At 68.6% G+C, this 18,701-nt stretch carries 21 protein-coding genes; 9 read left to right on the top strand and 12 right to left on the bottom strand.

Annotation, left to right across the window (positions count from 1 at the left end; genetic code table 11):
• Nucleotides 1-7 precede the first annotated feature (7 nt).
• Both ACWIGU_RS04440 and ACWIGU_RS04435 read right to left on the bottom strand, forming a co-directional pair.
• Nucleotides 8-664, bottom strand: coding sequence for a response regulator (locus tag ACWIGU_RS04440; protein ID WP_454397345.1), 657 nt, complete (start codon nt 662-664; stop codon nt 8-10).
• Nucleotides 665-739: 75 nt separating this feature from the next.
• Complete coding sequence (locus tag ACWIGU_RS04435; protein ID WP_454397343.1) at nt 740-1,150, bottom strand: ATP-binding protein; 411 nt, start codon at nt 1,148-1,150, stop codon at nt 740-742.
• Between the two features lie 407 nt (nt 1,151-1,557).
• On the opposite strand from ACWIGU_RS04435, the gene ACWIGU_RS04430 reads away from it, so the two are divergent.
• A complete protein-coding gene (locus ACWIGU_RS04430; protein ID WP_454397341.1) occupies nt 1,558-2,289 on the top strand; it encodes a TetR/AcrR family transcriptional regulator in 732 nt (243 codons plus the stop codon).
• Between the two features lie 88 nt (nt 2,290-2,377).
• Here ACWIGU_RS04430 and ACWIGU_RS04425 read toward each other — a convergent pair whose 3' ends face one another.
• Nucleotides 2,378-2,710: a hypothetical protein gene (locus ACWIGU_RS04425; protein WP_454397339.1), complete on the bottom strand. Its 333-nt coding sequence runs from the start codon at nt 2,708-2,710 to the stop codon at nt 2,378-2,380.
• 29 nt (nt 2,711-2,739) lie between these two features.
• Nucleotides 2,740-3,495: an SDR family oxidoreductase gene (locus tag ACWIGU_RS04420; protein WP_454397338.1), complete on the bottom strand. Its 756-nt coding sequence runs from the start codon at nt 3,493-3,495 to the stop codon at nt 2,740-2,742.
• Between the two features lie 306 nt (nt 3,496-3,801).
• On the opposite strand from ACWIGU_RS04420, the gene rox reads away from it, so the two are divergent.
• Nucleotides 3,802-5,346, top strand: coding sequence for a rifampin monooxygenase (rox, locus tag ACWIGU_RS04415; RefSeq protein WP_454397336.1), 1,545 nt, complete (start codon nt 3,802-3,804; stop codon nt 5,344-5,346).
• Between the two features lie 566 nt (nt 5,347-5,912).
• Here rox and ACWIGU_RS04410 read toward each other — a convergent pair.
• Nucleotides 5,913-6,416 (bottom strand): MarR family winged helix-turn-helix transcriptional regulator, encoded by a 504-nt coding sequence (locus ACWIGU_RS04410; protein WP_454397334.1) that lies wholly within the window; start codon nt 6,414-6,416, stop codon nt 5,913-5,915.
• 128 nt (nt 6,417-6,544) lie between these two features.
• On the opposite strand from ACWIGU_RS04410, the gene ACWIGU_RS04405 reads away from it, so the two are divergent.
• A complete protein-coding gene (locus ACWIGU_RS04405; protein ID WP_454397332.1) occupies nt 6,545-7,060 on the top strand; it encodes a YceI family protein in 516 nt (171 codons plus the stop codon).
• A 233-nt stretch (nt 7,061-7,293) separates the two neighbouring features.
• On the opposite strand, the gene ACWIGU_RS04400 is transcribed toward ACWIGU_RS04405, so the two are convergent.
• From ACWIGU_RS04400 to ACWIGU_RS04385, 4 genes are all read right to left on the bottom strand, one after another.
• Complete coding sequence (locus ACWIGU_RS04400) at nt 7,294-7,629, bottom strand: EthD family reductase (RefSeq protein ID WP_454397330.1); 336 nt, start codon at nt 7,627-7,629, stop codon at nt 7,294-7,296.
• Complete coding sequence (locus ACWIGU_RS04395; RefSeq protein WP_454397328.1) at nt 7,626-8,183, bottom strand: dihydrofolate reductase family protein; 558 nt, start codon at nt 8,181-8,183, stop codon at nt 7,626-7,628. The genes ACWIGU_RS04400 and ACWIGU_RS04395 overlap by 4 nt, the downstream gene beginning before the upstream one ends.
• Nucleotides 8,184-8,239: 56 nt before the next feature.
• Nucleotides 8,240-9,178, bottom strand: coding sequence for a sigma-70 family RNA polymerase sigma factor (locus ACWIGU_RS04390; protein WP_454397326.1), 939 nt, complete (start codon nt 9,176-9,178; stop codon nt 8,240-8,242).
• Between the two features lie 250 nt (nt 9,179-9,428).
• Nucleotides 9,429-9,860, bottom strand: coding sequence for a DUF7144 family membrane protein (locus tag ACWIGU_RS04385; protein ID WP_454397324.1), 432 nt, complete (start codon nt 9,858-9,860; stop codon nt 9,429-9,431).
• 498 nt (nt 9,861-10,358) lie between these two features.
• Between ACWIGU_RS04385 and ACWIGU_RS04380 the strand changes: the two genes are divergently transcribed.
• The gene (locus ACWIGU_RS04380; protein WP_454397322.1) at nt 10,359-11,366 is read left to right on the top strand and encodes an Acg family FMN-binding oxidoreductase; all 1,008 of its coding nucleotides are present in this window, start codon (nt 10,359-10,361) and stop codon (nt 11,364-11,366) included.
• A 58-nt stretch (nt 11,367-11,424) separates the two neighbouring features.
• Entirely contained in the window at nt 11,425-12,660 is a 1,236-nt protein-coding gene (locus ACWIGU_RS04375; protein ID WP_454397320.1) for a PP2C family protein-serine/threonine phosphatase, read from the top strand.
• 44 nt (nt 12,661-12,704) lie between these two features.
• Here the strand turns inward: ACWIGU_RS04375 and ACWIGU_RS04370 are convergent, their stop codons facing one another.
• Nucleotides 12,705-13,496 carry a COG4705 family protein gene (locus ACWIGU_RS04370; RefSeq protein WP_454397318.1) on the bottom strand — a complete coding sequence of 264 codons (792 nt, stop codon included), beginning with the start codon at nt 13,494-13,496 and terminating at the stop codon, nt 12,705-12,707.
• A 406-nt stretch (nt 13,497-13,902) separates the two neighbouring features.
• Here ACWIGU_RS04370 and ACWIGU_RS04365 point away from each other — a divergent pair, with 406 nt between their 5' ends.
• Together ACWIGU_RS04365 and ACWIGU_RS04360 are read left to right on the top strand one after the other, a co-directional pair.
• Complete coding sequence (locus tag ACWIGU_RS04365) at nt 13,903-14,742, top strand: COG4705 family protein (RefSeq protein WP_454397317.1); 840 nt, start codon at nt 13,903-13,905, stop codon at nt 14,740-14,742.
• 209 nt (nt 14,743-14,951) lie between these two features.
• Entirely contained in the window at nt 14,952-15,785 is an 834-nt protein-coding gene (locus ACWIGU_RS04360; protein ID WP_454397315.1) for a COG4705 family protein, read from the top strand.
• 6 nt (nt 15,786-15,791) lie between these two features.
• Here the strand turns inward: ACWIGU_RS04360 and ACWIGU_RS04355 are convergent, their stop codons facing one another.
• Nucleotides 15,792-17,165: a sensor histidine kinase gene (locus ACWIGU_RS04355; RefSeq protein WP_454397313.1), complete on the bottom strand. Its 1,374-nt coding sequence runs from the start codon at nt 17,163-17,165 to the stop codon at nt 15,792-15,794.
• On the bottom strand, nt 17,162-17,824 hold the full coding sequence (locus tag ACWIGU_RS04350) for a response regulator transcription factor (protein WP_454397311.1): 663 nt from the start codon (nt 17,822-17,824) through the stop codon (nt 17,162-17,164). The genes ACWIGU_RS04355 and ACWIGU_RS04350 overlap by 4 nt, the downstream gene beginning before the upstream one ends.
• Nucleotides 17,825-18,012: 188 nt before the next feature.
• Between ACWIGU_RS04350 and ACWIGU_RS04345 the strand changes: the two genes are divergently transcribed.
• Both ACWIGU_RS04345 and ACWIGU_RS04340 read left to right on the top strand, forming a co-directional pair.
• The gene (locus ACWIGU_RS04345) at nt 18,013-18,240 is read left to right on the top strand and encodes an SRPBCC family protein (RefSeq protein WP_454397309.1); all 228 of its coding nucleotides are present in this window, start codon (nt 18,013-18,015) and stop codon (nt 18,238-18,240) included.
• A 2-nt stretch (nt 18,241-18,242) separates the two neighbouring features.
• On the top strand, nt 18,243-18,446 hold the full coding sequence (locus tag ACWIGU_RS04340) for a hypothetical protein (RefSeq protein ID WP_454397307.1): 204 nt from the start codon (nt 18,243-18,245) through the stop codon (nt 18,444-18,446).
• The last annotated feature ends 255 nt before the right edge of the window (nt 18,447-18,701 follow it).

The raw sequence follows: 18,701 nt of genomic DNA, 5'->3' as shown, positions 1-18,701 counted from the left end.
GTGCGATTCAGGAATCGCCGGCCAGGCCACTGCGCCAGGCCCAGGCCGCGATCTCCACCCGATTACGGGCTCCCAGCTTCGCCTGCACGTTGGAAAGGTGTGACTTGACGGTCGACAGGGAGACGAAGAGTGTCTCGGCGATCTCCTGGTTCGTCGCACCGTCCGCCATCAGCCGTACGACCTCGGTCTCCCGGTCGGTGAGAGGTTCGTCGGGTGCCGGGGCGCCGCTTGTGCCGGTTGACGCCATCCGCTCCAGCAGGCGGACCGTCACCGAGGGCGAGATCAATGCGTCGCCCGCCGCGGCAGACCGCACGGCCGCGATCAGCAGCGCGGGCCCCGCGTCCTTGAGGAGGAATCCACAGGCGCCGTTCTGCAGTGCCCGGTACACGTACTCGTCCTGGTTGAACGTGGTCACGATGACGACCCGCGGTGGGTCGATCGCCTCAGGTCCGTTGAGTCGCCGGGTCACCTCGAGACCGTCCATCCCCGGCATGCGTACGTCCAGCAGGCACACGTCCGGTGACAGACGCAGGGCCGCCTCGAGTGCTTCGGGCCCGTCCGCCGCCTCGGCGACCACCTCGATGTCAGGCTCTTGCTGCAGCAGCAGCCGGAAACCGGTGCGGACCATCGCCTGGTCGTCGGCAATCAGAACGCGGATGGTCACTTCGGCTCCCGGAGCAATCCGTGCGTAGATGCCCAAAAGCTACACCCAGCCGTCCGCCGACTGCTGCGCTGTCATTCACACGGCGGGCCGGGAGTCCAGGGTGAACCAGAGCCACTTGCCGAAGCCGTCTGTGCTGAAGCCCCACGACTGGCTGAGTGCCTTGATGAGGCCCAGGCCGCGCCCGGACTCGGCCTCCTCCTCCCACCCGTACCGTGAGGTCTGGTCGGCAGCGGAGGGTGGCAGCTGAGGGTTGTTGTCGTGTACGGCGCAGACCAGCCGGCCGGCGGCTTCTTCGTGCCGGATGACGACGCGTACGTCCGTGCTCTCTGTGTGTTCGACGGCGTTGGCGACGGCCTCGGACATGAGCAGGCGTCCGTCGTCGGCTGTCTCGCAGTCGGGTACGAGGGCGGCGAGTGCCCGCCGGGCCTGGCTGACGGCCTTGGGGCGGCTGGGAATGACGATGTCGGCGATCAGGTGAGCGGACAAGGTGAGGCTCCTCGGGAGAGTGCGACGGTGCGCGTTGGTATATCCAGGCCCCCTCTGCCATGGCGGCGAACATCCGCCGCAACCCGCCCCTGCACTCAACCGTAGGGAGCGGCGGGCGTAGGCGTATCGGGCATACGGGCGGGTCCGGCCGACCGAAAGTACGAGACATGAGAGGCGTCGGCGGGCCACAAAACGCGTCGCACACGGTGGCATCGGCACCTGGCGAACACCCTGCCTGATGTTGGGTAGCGTCCTTGAGCTGCGCCCTGGAGGGAGAGGCGCGGGGGCTGGAGGTGCCGAGAACGGCATGTTCACAGAGAGTGATAGCGTCGAAAGGCCTAGTCGCTAACCGAGTTTCGTTAGCGGTGATTAGTCGACGTTAACGTGTCTCCGGTAGCGTTGATTCCATGAGTGCCGAAAAATCTTCCGAGACCCGCGAGCGCATCCTCCGAGCGGCCGCACGCCTGCTGGCGGAGGGCGGCAGCGAGGCACTGTCGACCAGGGCGGTCGGTGCCGCGGCCGGCGTGCAGGCCCCCACCCTCTATCGGGTCTTCGGCGACAAGGACGGGCTGCTCGACGCCGTGGCCGGTTACGGCTTCGAGCGCTATCTGGCCGACAAGCACACCATGGCCACGACCGGCGACCCCGTGGACGACCTGCGGCGCGGCTGGGACATGCACGTCGACTTCGGCTTGACTCACCCGGCCTTCTACGTCCTGATGTACGGCACTGTCCGTCCAGGCCACCGCCCGTCAGCCGCCGGTGACGCGTATGCGATGCTCCGTGCCATGGTCGAGCGCACCGCTCGTGCGGGGCGCCTGCGCATCCCTGTCGACGACGCCGCCCAGATGATCCAGTCCACCAGTTCGGGCGTCACTCTCGCCCTGATCTCCGCGCCCGCCGATGCTCGCGACCCCGGCCTGTCCGGCCTCGTGCGCGACACCGTCCTGGCCGCACTGACCACCGACCTTCGGCTCGCCGGCCCCCAGTCGACGGGACCCGACTCGGGAGACGCCACGGTGGCCGTGCACGCCCTCGCCCTGAACGCCGCACTCGACGAGCGGCCCACCGCCCTCAGTCGCACGGAGACGGCCCTGCTGCGCGAGTGGCTGGAACGGCTGGCCACCCACAGGACCTGAAAACGACGATCCGGCCGCAAAGGCGGGCTTCGTCACCCACCTCGGCGGCCGGATCGCCGGCGAGGGTCTGGCGGTGGGGCGTACTGGGTCAGGTGGGGGAGATGAGCAGGGTCGAGGCGACGGTCAGGGGTGCGATGGCGAAGGCCGAAGTGACGGCCATCTTCCAGCGTTGCGGCGCGGCTCCTTTGGCGGTGGCGCCCGCCGGCGTGGTGGCGAACCAGCCTCCCATGCCGTGCAGTTCGCGGCGTGCAGTCTCCTCGTGGTGGCCTCGGGCGCGCGCGAACCAGTGGTGCAGGTCGCGGTCAGTTCCATCGTCGGGCATGGCCGCGTCAGGCGCCGGCAGAGCGAGAAAGCCTGAGTGAGCGCCCGCATTGATGGCGGCCACCACGACACGGACGACGGGATCGCTGATGGCAGCCATGGTGACGGCTCCTCAGTCCGGCCGACGCGCTAGCGGACGGTGTAGCCGCCGTTGGCGAAGATGGTCTGACCGGTGATCCACGACCCGTCCGTGACCAGGAACTTCACGATCGGCGCGATCTCCTCGATCTTCGTCAGGTCGTTACCCACCGCCTGGGACTTGTGGAAGGTGACCCGCTCGGGCGTCTCCTGCCCGTAGAAGAACGGCGTGTCCATCGGGCCCGGCGCCACGCAGTTCACCGAGATCATGCGCGGCGCGAACTCCTTGGCCGCGGCACGCGTGAACTGTTCCACGGGGGCTTTGCCGCCCGAGTAGGTCGCGTATCCGTCGGTGAACGCCGCAAGCAGCGACGTGACGACGTTGATGACCTTCCCGCCTTCGTTCAGCGTCTTCCCGGCCTCGCGAATGAACAAGAACGCGGTCTTCGAATTCACTTCGAACATCTTGTCGTACTCGGCCACGGTGGTCTCGATGATCGGCTTGCGGAGTACCATGCCCGCGGTGTTCACCGCGATGTCGGCACCACCGAACTGTTCCTTCGCGGTGGCGAACACTCGCTCGACATCTGGGAGGCTGGCCAGATCGCCCTGCACGGCCACCGCCTCGCCGCCCGCGGCCTCGATCGCCTTCACCGTGGCCTCTGCGTCGTTCCTGCTGCCGTCCGAGTGGTAATTGACCACGACCTTCGCGCCTGCCTCGGCCAGTGTGCGACTGATCAGACCACCCAAGTTCTTCGCCCCGGCCCCGACCACGGCGACTTTCCCGGACGGGGGAGTGATCGTCAACGGCTGACCGGCGTCCGAGCCTTCACCGCGCCGACCGTGACCGTGACCGGGACCAGCCGGGCCGCCCCGCCGGATCCGCCCTACAACCGCACGGGCCCATTGGAGTCGTGATCACGTGGCTGGGAAATGATTGGACGGGGTGATGCTCGGGCTTGTAGCTTGCACCGGACCGTGACACCGCCCGAGGAGGTGAGACCCATGAACGCTGTATCGATGAGGGTGCTCCCCCTTGCCGTCACGGCCGGCGATTGACATAGGTGTCGCCGGGAGCGCCTCGACAAGAGGCACTCCCGAAAGGCAACACCTATGAACTCTCCGCAGTTCACCACCGAGCCGTCGTCGAACGACCCGGTCGAGCGCGACCTCACCGTGGGCGACGTCCCCGGACTCCGCTCGTCGGCCTCCGGCGCCGACCGCGCGCCCCTCATGTTCGACGTGATCATTGCCGGGTGCGGGCCGACCGGCGCGATGCTGGGCGCCGAACTACGGCTGCACGGTGTGCGGGTACTCGTCCTGGAGAAGGAAACCGAGCCCAAGTCGTTCGTCCGCATCGTCGGTCTGCACATGCGCAGTCTCGAGCTGATGGCAATGCGCGGACTGCTGGATCGGATTCTCCAGCACGGAAGGCAGCGTCCGGCCGGCGGATTCTTCGCCGGCATCGACAAACCGGCGCCCCAGGGCCTGGATTCCGCGCACGCCTATCTCCTGGGCATCCCGCAGCCGGTCATCGAGCGTCTACTCGGGGAACATGCGATCGCGCTGGGTGCGCAGGTCCGGCGCGGTTGCGCAGTGGCCGGTTTCGAGCAGGACGACGAGGGTGTGACCGTCGAGCTGGCCGACGGCGAACAGCTGCGTTCGCGCTATCTCGTCGGCTGTGACGGCGGGCGCAGTACGGTGCGCAAACTGCTCGGCATCGGCTTCCCCGGTGAGCCCTCACGGACCGAGACACTGATGGGCGAGATGGAAGTGGGCGTGTCGCGGGAGGAGATCGCCACCAAGGTGACCGAAATCCGCGAGACCCATCAGCGATTCTGGCTCAGGCCCTTCGGCGAAGGGGTGTACAGCGTCGTAGTCCCCGCCGCGGCAGTCAGCGACCGCGCGGAACCACCCACCCTCGAGGATTTCAAGCAAGAGCTGCGCACCGTCGCCGGAACCGACTTCGGCGTGCACTCTCCGCGCTGGTTGTCCCGCTTCGGGGATGCCACGCGGCTGGCCGAACGCTATCGGGTCGGGCGGGTACTGCTGGCCGGCGATGCGGCACACATCCACCCACCCACCGGCGGACAGGGCCTCAACCTGGGCGTTCAGGACGCATTCAACCTCGGCTGGAAACTGGCCGCACAGATCCGCGGCTGGGCGCCGGAAACGCTGCTGGACACTTACCAGGCCGAACGCCGTCCGGTCGCCGAGGACGTGCTGGACAACACCCGCGCCCAGATGGAACTGCACTCCACCGAACCGGGCCCGCAGGCCGTACGCAGGCTGCTCACCGAACTGATGGACTTCGACGAGGTGAACCGCCATCTCATCGAGAAGATCACCGCGATCGGCATCCGCTACGACTTCGGCGAAGGCCCTGACCTGCTCGGCCGCCGCCTGCGCGACATCGACGTGAAGCAGGGCCACCTCTACGGTCTGCTGCATCGCGGCCGCGGCCTGCTGCTGGACCGCACCGAACGCCTGACCGTCGGCAGCTGGTCAGACCGGGTCGATTACCTCGCGGACCCCACGGCGGCACTGGATGCTCCCTGCGTCCTGCTACGCCCCGACGGCCACGTCGCTTGGATCGGCGACGATCAGCAGGATCTGGACGACCACCTCTCCCGCTGGTTCGGCAAGCCCGCCGGCTGATTTCGCCCGAGCAACCGAAAAGGCCCGCACGGAGGATCGGAACGGCCGCCAGTAGGGACTGACCATCGGAAGACGGGAGGAAGCATCCGCCGCGGTGCTCTGGCGCCTGGGTCGGCCTGCGAGGAGGGTCAGCCTCCGAGTGACGACCGGCAGACGGGGGCAGAGCACCGCGGAGTGGATGGGCGCAGGGCAGGCGGCCGTGCGTCTTGCACGGTCCCGACCGCGTCAGCCGGATTCTGTGGATCTGGCCGTACGAGGAGTGGTCAACCCGGCACCCGATGACCACTGGTCGGACGAGTGGTCCTTGTCACGGGAGCCCGGGCGGTCAGCGTGAGTCCGACGTCTGCGGCGTGTGGCACGGACTGGCAAGCATGTGTTCAGTGTGCTTCCGTGCGCCGATGACGTACCGCCGCGTTGGCAGGGATCTGGCCGATGCATAGGGCAGTTGGCTTCCCGCCGCTGTCCCGTTCAACGTCCTCGAGCCCGCTGCGGTTTCTCGGCACGAGACCGGCATGGTGGCACCACTTAACCGACCGGCGAGCCCAGGCTCGACCCGGCGACCGGTCCTACGGTTCTTCTGGCCGCCCGGCGAGGTCGGGCAGCAGACCGGACATCGCCTCGTGCTGGTCCGGCCCCATGACGTGGGACAGGGCCCGGGTGACCGTCGTGGCGAGGGTGTCAGAAGCCTCCTCCAGGAGGCTGCGGGCCTTGTCGGTGAGGGCAACTTCGATGCCGCGTTTGTCGCCGCAGACCGACCTGCGGGTGACGAGACCGGCGTGCTGGAGGCAGGCGATCTGGTACGTGAGCCGGGTCTTGGGGCGTCCGAGGAGCTCCGCGATGCGCGTCATGCGCAGGCCCGCCCCGGGCTGTTCGGCGAGCAGGCACAAGATCAGGAACTCGTCGTGCGAGGCGTCCAGCCGCTCCTTCACCACCGTGCGCAGTTCCTGCTCCACCGACCCCATCGCCGCCAGCATCACCATCCAGGCGCGCAGCTCCTTGGGAAGCAGTCCGCCACCCTGCGCGGACGGGCATTCGGGCAGGTCGATGCGGTGCTCCTCGGGGTCGGCCATGGATTTGAGTGTACCTGTTGTTCATTTTTGGACGAGGTTGTTGTTCAAAATTGGATGATGGGCTAGCGTGCAGTCATCCAATTTTGAATTACTCGTCCTCAATGGACCCCCGCTCACTGGAGAAGATCATGACAGTCGCCGTCGAAACCGGTGTGTGGCAGCTCGACGCCGCAGCCTCCACCGTCGCCCTGCGTCACAAGACGATGTGGAACCTGGTCACCGTGAAGGGCACCTTCGGTGTCGTCGGCGGCCGCGGGGAGGTGAGTTCCGACGGCTCCGCCATCGGCACGATCACCCTCGATGCCGCCTCCCTCGACACCAAGAACAACAAGCGTGACGAGCACCTGCGCTCTGCGGACTTCTTCGACGCCGCCAACCACCCCGAGATCACCTTCGCTGTGCACAGCGCGAAGGTCACTACCGCTGACTCCGCCGAGGTGTCCGGTCAGTTGACCGTGCGCGGCATCAGCCGCGCGCAGACCCTCACCGCGCGCCTGGCCGCGGTGGACGGTGAGGCGGTCACCCTGGAGACGGAGTTCACTGTGGACCGCGGCGAGTTCGGCCTCAACTGGAACCAGATGGGCATGATGCGCGGCCTGGCGACGGTCTCCGCCACGCTCCGCTTCGTCCGCACAGCGGGCTGACGCACCGTCATCCGGCCTGTCGGGGCACCGAGCTGCCACATCCACGTTATGGAGAGCTCTTCCGGCGCAGGTGAAGCCGGTGCTCCAGCCCCTCATCAGCGGTCTGTCGATGCCTCCGATCCCGGTGACACCACCCACCCCGGATCAGCGACAACAGGAGGGGGGAAGCCATGCCGGGTCCGAAGGCCGGAGGCCCCATTGCGGAGCCGCGAGAGCGGCAACGGGCGGCGCGGTCACGTGGGAGTGTGTGCCTGCATCGCGCTGTCGTCCACGGTGAAGATCATGCTGCGTACTGGGGCGAACTCTTGGAGGCGGGCCGCGTCGGTGGCGGTGGCGCGGCCCTCGGGTGAGGCGAACGCGGCCCGCAGGTCGTCCATCGTGTCCCAATCCAGTTCGGCGACAAGGTAGTACGGCGCGCCGCCGCGGACGGCCGCGACGTCACGGCTGACCGCGTACCGGCGCAGCCCCGGCAGCCGGCGCCCGAGTGGAATGTGGACCTCGCGGTAGTGCCGATCGAACGGCTCGGGGTCGGCCGGCGTCTCGTAGAGGGCGAGGAAGCGGACCGTCATCGTGCCGCCCTCCGATGCTGCACGAAGACGGCGGCGCCGGCCCGCTCGGCCGTCAGGCACTCAAGGTCAGTGCGCGGGCCGTCATCGGGGAAGAGCCGTCGGCCGGTGCCGAGGACGGTGGGGAAGGTCAACAGCCGGTATTCATCGATCAGTTCCCCGGCCATCAGCGTGTGGACGACGCTCAAGCTGCCGGTGATGATGACATCGCGCTTCTCGCGTTTGACGGCCTCGACGAGGCTGCCGTCGACGACCCGCGAGTTCGCCCACGCCGAGGTGTCGGTGAGCGTACGGGAGGCGACCAGCTTCGGCGCGGCGTTCATCCGCTCGGCAAACGGGTCATCGCGTCCCGGCCACAGCCGCGAGAACAACTGCCAGGTCGTACGCCCCAGAAGCATGACCCCGTCGTCCAGCGTGCTTCCGAGCCGGAACTTGTCCCCGGCGACCGTCTCGGGGCCGTGCCGGAACGCCCAGCCGCCGGTCGGTGTTCCACCGGAGCCGTCCGGGTCGGACGCGATCCCGTCCAGGGTGATGAACTGAATGACGATGACGCTCATGATGGGTGTCCCTTCGATCGATGCTCACCCGTACGTACCGGCGGCACCGGCTTCACTCATCGCGGGTGGCGAAATTCGTCCGAAGAAATCTGCCGGGGCAGGTCGAAAGCCTCGAACACGCGGGGATCGGCGAACACGACGTTGTGCACGACCCGGCCGCCGGTGACCGTGAAGACCTGGAGCGTGTGCAGCCGATGACTGCCGCCGGGCTCCGGTGTGTACGCGGCGAGCGCGGGCTGCCCGTTGGCGGTGAGATGCCTCATGCCCCAGCCCGTCCCGCGCATCTGGAACACGCGGTCCATGAACAGGCCGTAGTCGCGGCTGCCCCGATACCACAGCGGCACCGGCGGCATCTCCAGGACCGCCTCGTCCGTGAGCAGCTGCACGAGCGCGGGTACGTCGGCCGCCTCGAACGCCCGTACATACCGCTGAATCACCGCGCGGGCCTCGGGATCGTCCGGCTCCGTGACCTCCTCCACGCCACCCACGTCCGCGAGGGCGGCACGGGCTCGCTGCAGCGTGCTGTTGACGGCAGCGGTCGTGGTCCCCAGCTGCTCGGCGACCTCGGCAGCGGTGAACTCCAGTACCTCGCGGAGCACGAGCACGGCTCGCTGCCGCGGCGGCAGCACCTGCATCGCGGCCACGAGAGCGAGCCGCATGTCGGTCCGCACCCCCGCATCGAACCGCGCGTCGGGGAACGGCTGCAGCCAGGGGATGTCGAAGGCCGCAGTGAGCGGCGCCCCAGGATCCGCGCTCGGCGCGCCAAGCCCGGACGGCAACGGCCGCCGTGCTCGCCCTTCCAACGCAGTCAGGCATGCGTTGGTCGCGATCCGGTACAGCCACGTTCGCACGGACGCGCGCGTGCGGTCGTAGCGGTCGCGGGCCTTCCAGGCGCGCAGCATCGTCTCCTGCACCAGATCCTCGGCCTCGTGGAACGAGCCCAGCATCCGATAGCAGTAGGCCACCAACTCACCCCGGTACGGCTCGAAGTCCACGGACTCATCATGGCGCACCCGGGCTGGTCACATTGCCCCGTCAGGGGTCTCCGTGTCCGTCTCCCGATAGCCGTTCCGGGCTCGCCTGGGAGGAGCCGCTCCGTCGTTATGCGCCTACAGACACTGCTGTTGCCTTCGAAAAGCACTGCCGGCCCTCAGGGCGCCGGAGCCGGAGGCGACTTCCGATCCACGTCGGCGTCCATGACCCCGATCCGGCCGGCGAGGGTGCGCAAGGCCTCGGACGACGGGTTCACCGACCGCCGCTGGTTGTGGGAGAGAACCTGGCCAGCGACCACACGATGAGGAGATCGAGGGCCATGACGGTGATGGCCCAAGCGGGGTAGTACGGAATGAACATGAATTGGGTGATCAGGCTGATCGCCGCCACGGCGATGCCTGCCCCGCGCCCCCAGGACTTGCCGGCCGCAACCCCTAGTCCCGCGACGACGAGGGCCACGCCGATCACAAGATGAATCCAGCCCCACGCGGTCAGATCAAACCGGTAGGCGTACCGAGACCGCGCGAACACGGTGTCGCTTGCGATGCCGGATACGCCCAGCAGAATGCTCAGCGGCCCGCTCACCAACAGGGTGACCACCGCGAACAGGGTCGCTCCGGTGATCATTTCGCTGCTGTCGGTGCCCTGTGGTCCTTGCGGCACCTTGTTGGGCGTTGCTGCCATGCCGTGGCCTTCCTGTCCGGCGCGGCCACACCACCTGTGCGAGGCCGGCCGCGCTCCCGTGCCATCTTCACCCCAGTCGTGCGGCGTCGCGACTGCTGCAATCCGCCATGCACGGACCCGGGGTTCTGACCGGGCGTACGGGAATCCGTCCGGCCCCAAGCCGGTAGTGCCGTGTCGTGCTCATAACAGAGGGGGTGGCGATCCTGGTCCTGTGGTCGTCTCGCAAGGTGTGGGTCGGTCGCCACTGCGATAATGCGAGGAGGGCTGCGAAGAGCCGGCGAACCCGTGCGGGTGCACATGTCTGGCGTACTGCCCGTGGCCCCCTTTGAAGTGCCGATCCGTGTCTACTGCTCGGTGGGCGACGACGTGGTCTGCCGGGGCCTGCGGGACCGTGTGGCGGCTGGGTGCCGTTCTTGCGATGGCGTGGTTTCCGCACAGCCACGATCGTTGCCTGCTCGTTCGCGCGCCGGCGGCGATCCCTCACAGACGGGATGAGCCGTGTCCCCAACAGATCTTGACAGGGCGGTCGTGACGTCGCTGGTGGAGGACGCTGGGACGGCACCCTCCATGCACAACGCACAGCCCTGGAGGTTCATCCACCGGACCGGCAGCCGTTCCGTCGCGCTGTACGGCGATCCCGACCGCACGCTGCCCTACGGCGACATCGAGCACCGCGCACTGCACCTCGGATGCGGCGCCGCCCTGTTCAACCTGGTCGTGGCCGCAGCGCACGCCGGTTGGACCGCCACCGTCACGCTGCTTCCCGACCCCGGGACCCCCTGGCACCTGGCTGACGTAGCGTTCGACGAGGCGGAGGCCGAGGCCGAAGATGCGGATGCGAACCGTGATCTCGCGGACCTCTACCGTGCGGTACGGCGGCGGCACAGCAGCCGCTTCCCCTTCTCCGACGAGCAGATTCCCGGGCCCGTACTCGATGGGCTTTGCTCCGCCGCTCTCCTGGAAGGCTGCCGGCTGATCACTCCCAGCGCCTGGCACGCCGACGCGGTGATGGACCTCGTGCACGATGCCGAGCTGCTCGAGGCTGCGAACGGGGCCGTGCGTGCGGAGATCGCCACCTGGACGCGCACGGGCAAGGGCGACGAGGGACCCGCTGCCGACGGCATCCCCGCCGATGCCCTCGGTCCACGGCAGTACGGCGTGAGCTCGCCTATCAGAGACTTCGACTCCTCGCGCCGGGTGCCGGACCGTGCCGTGGCCGTGTTCGAGGAGCATCCGCAGATCGCGTTGCTCGGCACGCTGCAGGACACTCGGGCCGACTGGCTGCGGGCAGGGCAAGCAATGCAACGAGTACTCCTGCAGGCCACCCTCGACGGGCTCGCGACCTCGCTGATGTCGCAGCCGCTCGAATGGCCAGAGCTCCGGTCCTCGGTACGCGATCCGAGTTCCGCGATCGGCTTCGTCCACATGGTGTTCCGTCTCGGCTACGGCCCCCAGGGCGCGGCGACTCCTCGCAGGCCCGTGACCGAAGTCCTCAGCTTCGAGTGACGGCGACCGCCCCCCGGCAAGAGCCCCATGACCAGTGGAAAGGGCCGGTGTGAAGCCTGTGGAAGCGAGCATTGACTACGAGGCGTTGTTCGCGGCCACGCCCAGCCCCTATCTGGTGCTGCGCCCCGATCTCGTGATCGTGGACGTCAACGACGCTTACCTGCGCGCCACCGGTCGCAGCAGGCGGGACCTGATCGGCCAGCACCTGTTCGACGCCTTCCCGGACAACCCCGCGGATCCGACCGCGGACGGGGTTCGGAACCTGGGTGCCTCGCTCCACCGGGCCCTGCAGACGAAGCAGCCGGACACAATGGCGGTACAGAAATACGACATCCCTGTTGCTGCCCGGCCCGGAACGTTCGAGGAGCGATGGTGGTCGCCGATCAACACCCCCGTGCTCGGGCCGGGCGGCCAGGTGGCGTGGATCATCCACCGTGTGGAGGACGTGACCGAGTTCGTGCGTTCCCGCGCGTCCCGCCCGACAGCCGGACCGTCGGGTAAGCGGGTGGCGATGGAGGCCGAGCTGTACGCGCGGGCGCGGGAGCTGCAGCGGCTGAACGAGGAACTGCGGCAGGCGCACGCCCGGGAACGACAGGTCGCCGTCACCCTGCAAGAAGCCATGCTGCACTCACCCGACCTGGAACGGCACCCCAATATCGCCGTGCGCTATCTGCCGGCGGTCGGGTCGCTGAACGTGTGCGGCGACTGGTACGACGTCGTGGATCTGCCCGGTGGCTCCTTCGGCGTTGCGGTCGGCGACGTCGTCGGCCACGGCCTGGCAGCCGCCGCCGTCATGGGCATGCTCCGCAGTGCGCTGAGCGCCGCCGTCCGTGCCCTCCACGAGCCGGCCAAGTCACTGGAGGTCCTCGGCCTCTACTCCCGGTCGGTCGACGGCGCGCTGGCCACCACCGCCGTCCAGGCCGTGATCGACACGCGCAATCAGCAGATCGCCTACAGCAGCGCCGGTCATCACCCACCCGTCCTCGTGCACTCCGCAAGCACCTGCGAACTGCTGGACCAGGCCACCGACCCTCCGCTGGGTGCCCGCCCCGAACACGTCCGCCGTCCCCAGGCGACCGTGTCCTACCGCCCGGATGACCTCCTCGTCCTGTACACGGACGGGCTCATCGAACGCCGCGGCGAGGACATCGACGCCAGCATGCGGCGTCTCACCGACGGCCTCGCCCGCTACGCCCACTTGAGCCCCGACCGCCTCGCCGACGCATTGCTGGCCCACCTGGGCGTGGCCGGCGGCGCCCAGGACGACATCGCCCTGATCGTCGTACGCCTGTGACAGCCCGCGGGAGGCCGCCAGGTCACTTGGCGCCTCCTGAACTTTCAGGCTGCGGTGGGGGTGCGCCGGTCGCGCTGTGACACGGCTAGGTAGCCGACGAATCCGATGATCGCGGCCGTCCACGCCAGCGTGACCGGCGCCAGTCCGAGGCCCAGGGCGCCGCGGGTGCGGCCGAGTGCCATCCAGTCGGCGAGGGAGGCGCCAAGGGGGCGGGTGATGACGTACGCGGTCCAGAACGCGGTCACCGCGCCCTTGGCGCCGAAACGGTGGGCCAGGGCAGGCAAGCAGATGCCGGCCGCGAAGAGAACGACCGAGCCCAGGTAGCCGAAGCCGTCAGCGGCGGTGAGGTCGCCTGCGGCGGTGCCGAGGGCGAAGGTGGCAAGTACGGCCGCCCAGTAGAACGCTTCGCGGCGGCGCGTTCGGACGGTGTGGATCGACAGGGTCCGCTCGCTCACGTACCAGAGGACGAAGACCGCGGTCAGTACGGCCAGGAAGGCCGGGGCCGACACCACGTACGGCACGCCCAGGCCGACGTGCAGGACGTCGGCGGCCATGGTGCCGAAGACGCTGACCATGACGACGGCGGTCCAGTAGGCCCAGGCGACGTACCGGCGACGGGTGAACTGAACGGCCAGGGAGGCCGCCAGGGCGAGGCCGCCGAGCGCGACGGCCGGTATCGGGCCGAGCGTTCGGGCCAGGAGGTCCGAGGCTGTCTCGCCCATGCCCGTGGTCAGCACCTTGATGATCCAGAAGTAGACGGTCACCTCCGGCACCTTGTTCGCCAAGTGGCGTACGGGGTCGAGGGGCCGGTCGTCGAGGACGTGTTGTGCGGTCATGATCGGCACGATGGCACTGTGAGCCTGAACGCATCCTGAACGGCGTGCGTGCGGCAGCGGTGTGACGTAGGACCGCGGTACGACCTGACCGGGTTGCGTCCAGGCGAGTGGTGTGGGTTCGACCTGATCCGGGGAGGTCGGTTTGCCGACCCGGGGAACCACAGAGCCGCATGGGAAAGGCCACCGAGGTGGGCCACCGTCAAGCCCGCATCGTCCGCATTCTGGCGATGCTGCCTCTCCGGACCGGGGTCAGGCGGTGATCTCCGCCCGCAGGCACCGGTTGCGCCCGCACAGCCCTGATCATGGGTCGTCATGGCACGCGTGGTGCTCGGTGAGGCGGATGCGGCAGGCGATGCCGCACGGCAGTCAGGACGCGTTGAGGTATCGAGTGGCACGGTCGGGCCTCATGACATACGAGACGTCAAGCACCTCCGCATCGTCGGCGGCCGGCACCCAGACGGTGTCCTCCGGCCCCCGGCCGCGCTGGAACAAGGTGCCCGAAGTCACCGCCTACTTCTGGATCATCAAGGTGCTGTGCACCACCGTGGGGGAGACAGCCGCCGACCTGCTCAACGAGAAGGCCGGCCTCGGCCTGACGGGTGTGTCGGTGCTGATGAGCGCGCTGCTGGCCGTCGTCCTGGTCGTACAGTTCCGCACCAGCGCGTACCGCGCGGGCGTGTACTGGCTCGCGGTCGCCTTGATCAGTGTGGTCGGCACGCTGATCAGCGACAACCTCACGGACAACATGGGCGTGCCACTGGAGACCAGTACCACCGTCTTCGCGATCATCCTCGCGATCGTCTTCGTGGTCTGGTACCGGCGTGAGCGGACGCTGTCGATCCACAGCATCGACAGCACCGGCCGGGAATCCTTCTACTGGCTCGCCGTCCTGTTCACCTTCGCCCTCGGCACCGCGGCCGGCGACCTGGTCTCCGAGCGCATGGACCTCGGCTACTGGCTCGCCGCGGCTCTGTTCGGCCTGGCCATCGCCGCGGTCGCCCTTGCGCACTTCAAGCTCGGGCTGGACGCGGTCTGGAGCTTCTGGATCGCCTACATCCTCACCCGTCCGCTCGGCGCGTCCATCGGTGACTACCTCTCCCAGCCCACCGGCGACGGCGGCCTGGGCCTGGGCACGGTTGTCACCAGTGTCCTGTTCCTCGCGGTCATCCTCGGGCTGGTCGTGTATCTGTCCGTCACCCGGAAGGACGTGACGCAGCCGCAGCGCGCCGCCCGGCACGCGTGCTGAGAAGGCGTGCCGGAAGTGTTCAGGATGCGTTCAGGCTGATACTGGCAACGTCGGTTCGGGCGATCACTCTTCGGGGTCGCCTGGTGACACAGGATGCTCGCCCCGTCGCGGAGCGGGCTTTCTGCCGTACGAACGAATCGGAGCCCCCCACTTTGCAGCCCCCCGAGATGTTCACTGATCTGGACGTCACGAGCACGACCAGATCGGTGATGAAGAAACTTCCCGAGGTCACTCTGGCGTTCTGGATCATGAAGATCGCCGCGACCACTCTCGGCGAGACGGCCGGCGACCTCTTCGCACAGACCCTCGCACTCGGCTACTTCCTCACCACGATCGGGCTGTTCCTGATCTTCGTGGTGACCTTGGTCCTGCAGCTGAGGTCCCGCCGCTACAACCCGTTCTTCTACTGGACCGTGATCCTGTCGACGAGCATGGCCGGCACCACGATGTCCGACTTCATGAACCGTGACGCGGGAGCCAAGTACCTGTCCGGCGACGCCACCTCACTCGGCTGGGGCCCGCAGGGCCTGGGCCTCGGCTACCCCACCGGGGCGGCGATCCTCATCTCGATCCTGCTGGTCATCTTCGCGGTCTGGAAGGCCACCGGAATGACCTTCCAGATCCGTGACATCGTCACCTTCCGCGGCGAGGCGCTGTTCTGGTCGGCGATCCTCGTCTCCAACACCCTCGGCACGTCCATGGGCGACTTCCTGTCCGACAGCTCCGGGCTTGGTTACGCCGGAGGCGCGCTGCTCGTGAGCGGGGCACTCGCCGTTCTCGTCGCCCTGATGAAGGTGCCGGTGGTGCCGAACGTGCTGCTCTTCTGGATCGCCTTCGTCCTCACCCGCCCGTTGGGCGCCACCGCGGGTGACTTCCTGACCAAGCCGGTCGCCAAGGGCGGCCTGAACCTCGGCACGGCGGGTTCATCGGCCGTACTCCTGGCCGTCCTGCTCGGTCTCGTGGCCTACGCGCAGATCCAGGAACGCCGGGCCACCGCCGCGCGGCCCACGGAACGGGAGCCGGTCACTCCGCAGGCCGACTGAGTCCAGTCACCCGACAGGCAGGTCGACCCGGAAGCGCGCTCCGGAGGTGTAACCGGGATCGTGGGACACCTCGCCGCCGACGGCGCGGGCCAGGCGCCGCGCGAGCGGCAGTCCGAGGCCCGCGCCGTCGTGCCCGTCGTCCAAGTCGGCGCGGCGGCCGGGCTGGAAGAGGTCACCGACGAACATCGCCGGCACGCCGGGTCCGTCGTCGGTGACGTCGATACGTACCCTGCCGGGCAACTGCCGCGCGGACACGGTCACCGCGGAGAGGGCGAACCGGACCGCGTTGGTCAGCAGCGGGCTGACGATGCGTTCGAGGAGAGCGGGCGCGACTCCTGCCTGCAGCTCTGGATCCGCCACGTCGACGAAGGTCTTCACCTGCTCCCGTGCGTCGAAGCTCTCGACCAGCCGGTGCAGCACGGGGACGACGGTCGTGGTGCCGGGGGCCGCCGAGGAGTTCTGAGCTCCGTCTCGGGCGTCACTGAGAAGCGTGTCGCAGATGGTGCGCATGGACTGGGCGGCGTCGGCGATCACCCCATGGGTGGCGCGGGTTTCTGCGGCGGTGCGGGGGCGCGCCTTCCACCAGTCGAGCTCGATGATGATCCGGGTGAGCGGGGTGCGCAGTTCGTGGGACAACTCGCCGGTCAGCTGCTGCTCGTGCCGCAGCACCGTGCGTATGCGGTCCAGCAGAGTGTCCAACGAGCCACCCAGACGGGCGAGTTCGGCCGGATGGCCCTCGACCCCGAAGCGTTCGTCGGAGCCGACGGCGCTCCACTGGGTGGCCTGGTCGGTCATGGTCCGTACGGGGCGCAGCGCTCGCCCGACGGCCAGGCGCGTCAGCGCGTAGGTGCACGCGAGCATGAAGGCATCCAGGATCAGGGAACCCAGCAGCAGCGTGTCGGCCGAACTCCGGTACGGCCCCAGGTCCAGCGCCGTGACCACAGTGGCGCCGTGACGGCTGTCCACGAGATCCGAGCACAGGCGCACGGCGTGTGGGCTTTCGGGGTCGACGGTCGAGCAGGCTCGCTTCCGTTGTGCGGCGAGCCGGCCGGCGGCCCCGGCCAGCGGGCTGTCTGCCGTGGTGGCAGGCGGCTGCTCCAGCACCCGTGTCCCAGCGTAGATCCACGCGTTGGCGTCGAGGAGGTGGTCGTTGACGGTCTCCAGGACCCGCACCCGAGGGCCGCTGGTGTCGATGGTCGTGGCGACGGCAGCCGCGCGGTTGCGCAGTTCGTCGTCCGCCTGGCGCTGCAGGTGCCGGTCCATCACGGTGTTGAACGCAACGGTCAGCACGGTCATCAGGAGCGCGGCGGTGGTCAGCGCCACGAGGGAGAGGCGGCCGCGCAGGGTGCGGGGAGCCAGCCGGCGCAGGAAACGGTTCATGACAGCCGGTGTCCGATCCCGCGCGCCGTCGTAAGGCTCAGGTCGCTGCCGACTTCACGCAGCTTGCGACGCAGCCGGCTCAGGTACTGATCGAGGGTGTTGTCGCTGACCTGTGCGCCGTCCGGCCAGGCGGCCCTCACCAGGTCGCGCCGGCTCACGATGCTGCCGTATGCGGCCACGAGCGTGGCCAGCAGCCGGAACTCCGTCGGCGAGAGGTCGACGTGGACATCACCGACCCTCGCACTGTGCCGGGTCGCGTCCAGAACCACATCTCCGGCCGTGGCCACGGCCGGTGGCCCGGCGCGTTTGAGCGCGGCCCTCAGCCGGGCGACGAGTTCGGCGAAGTGGAACGGCTTGGGCAGATAGTCGTCGGCCCCGGCGGAGAACCCGGACAGCCGGTCGGTGAGGTGGTGGCGGGCTGTCAGGAAGATGACCGGGGCGGCGAAGCCGTTGGCGCGCAGCGCCTGGCACACGTCCCTCCCGTCCGCGTCGGGCAGCCCCACGTCCAGCACGACCGCGGCGATGTTGTCGGTGGCCAGCCGCAGGGCGGTGGCGCCGTCAGCGGCGAGCACGGGCGCGAAATCCTCGTCCAACAGGCCGCGGCGCAGCACATCACGCAGGGCGTGATCGTCCTCGACGACCAGGATTTTGTGGTGCATGGTCCTCCGTCGGATGTTCCGGCGATGGGTCGTGCTCCCGCGCCGGAGCAGCACCCGCCCAGTGACTACAATTCTGTAGACGGTCTGCTGAACTGTAGACGATAGTGGGGTGAGGTCCGTTCCGATGAGGCCGCCTCACCCGCGAGTTTGAACGCCTGGCCACTGCGGCGCGCGGCCGGCAGGTCCCCATGCAATTCGAGAACACCCTGACCATCAACGCGCCCGCCGGCGAGGTCTTCGCCTACCTCGCACCCCCCGAGAACCCCCCGCGCTGGAACTATGCGCTCGACCGCACCGAGCAGACCTCCCCGGGACCGGTCGGGGTCGGAACGGCCTACCTCCAGACCCGCACGCTCCCGCGCCCGGCCGAGGAGCACTTCCGCGTCACCGAGTACGCCCCGCCCCGAAGCTGCTGACCATGGACGGCGACTTCGGCCCGTTCACCGGAACCGGGAGCTACCGGCTGACCGCACTCGACCAGCACACCACCCAACTGGTCAACACCGTCCACCTCACCGCCGGCGGAGCCCTCAAGGTCGTCGCCGCGATCGCGGGCCCCCGGGTCAAACACGCAGTCGCGAAGAACCTCGACGTCCTGAAGAACATCCTCGAAACCCGATGACCCCCGCCCCTTCCGCTGCCCGCGCTCACAACCGACCGGCAGCGGAGGGGGATGGTGTCGAGAAACGACGGCAGCCTCAAGTGATCAAAGCAGCCGGGACACGCACCACCCACCGATGATCATGTGGGGGTGGAGGGCGGCGTTCCGACCGCGGCAGCGGGAGTCAGGCGAAGGTTCGGCGCAGATGCGCCGTCAGGTGTTCCGGTACGGCCGGGTGGAAGCGTCCGGAGAGGTAGCCGTCCGGGCGGATCAGGA

The sequence above is a fragment of the Streptomyces sp. NPDC055400 genome (assembly GCF_053644375.1).
The sequence above is the reverse complement of the archived record's forward strand: the minus strand, read 5'-3'. Positions and strand labels throughout refer to the sequence as shown.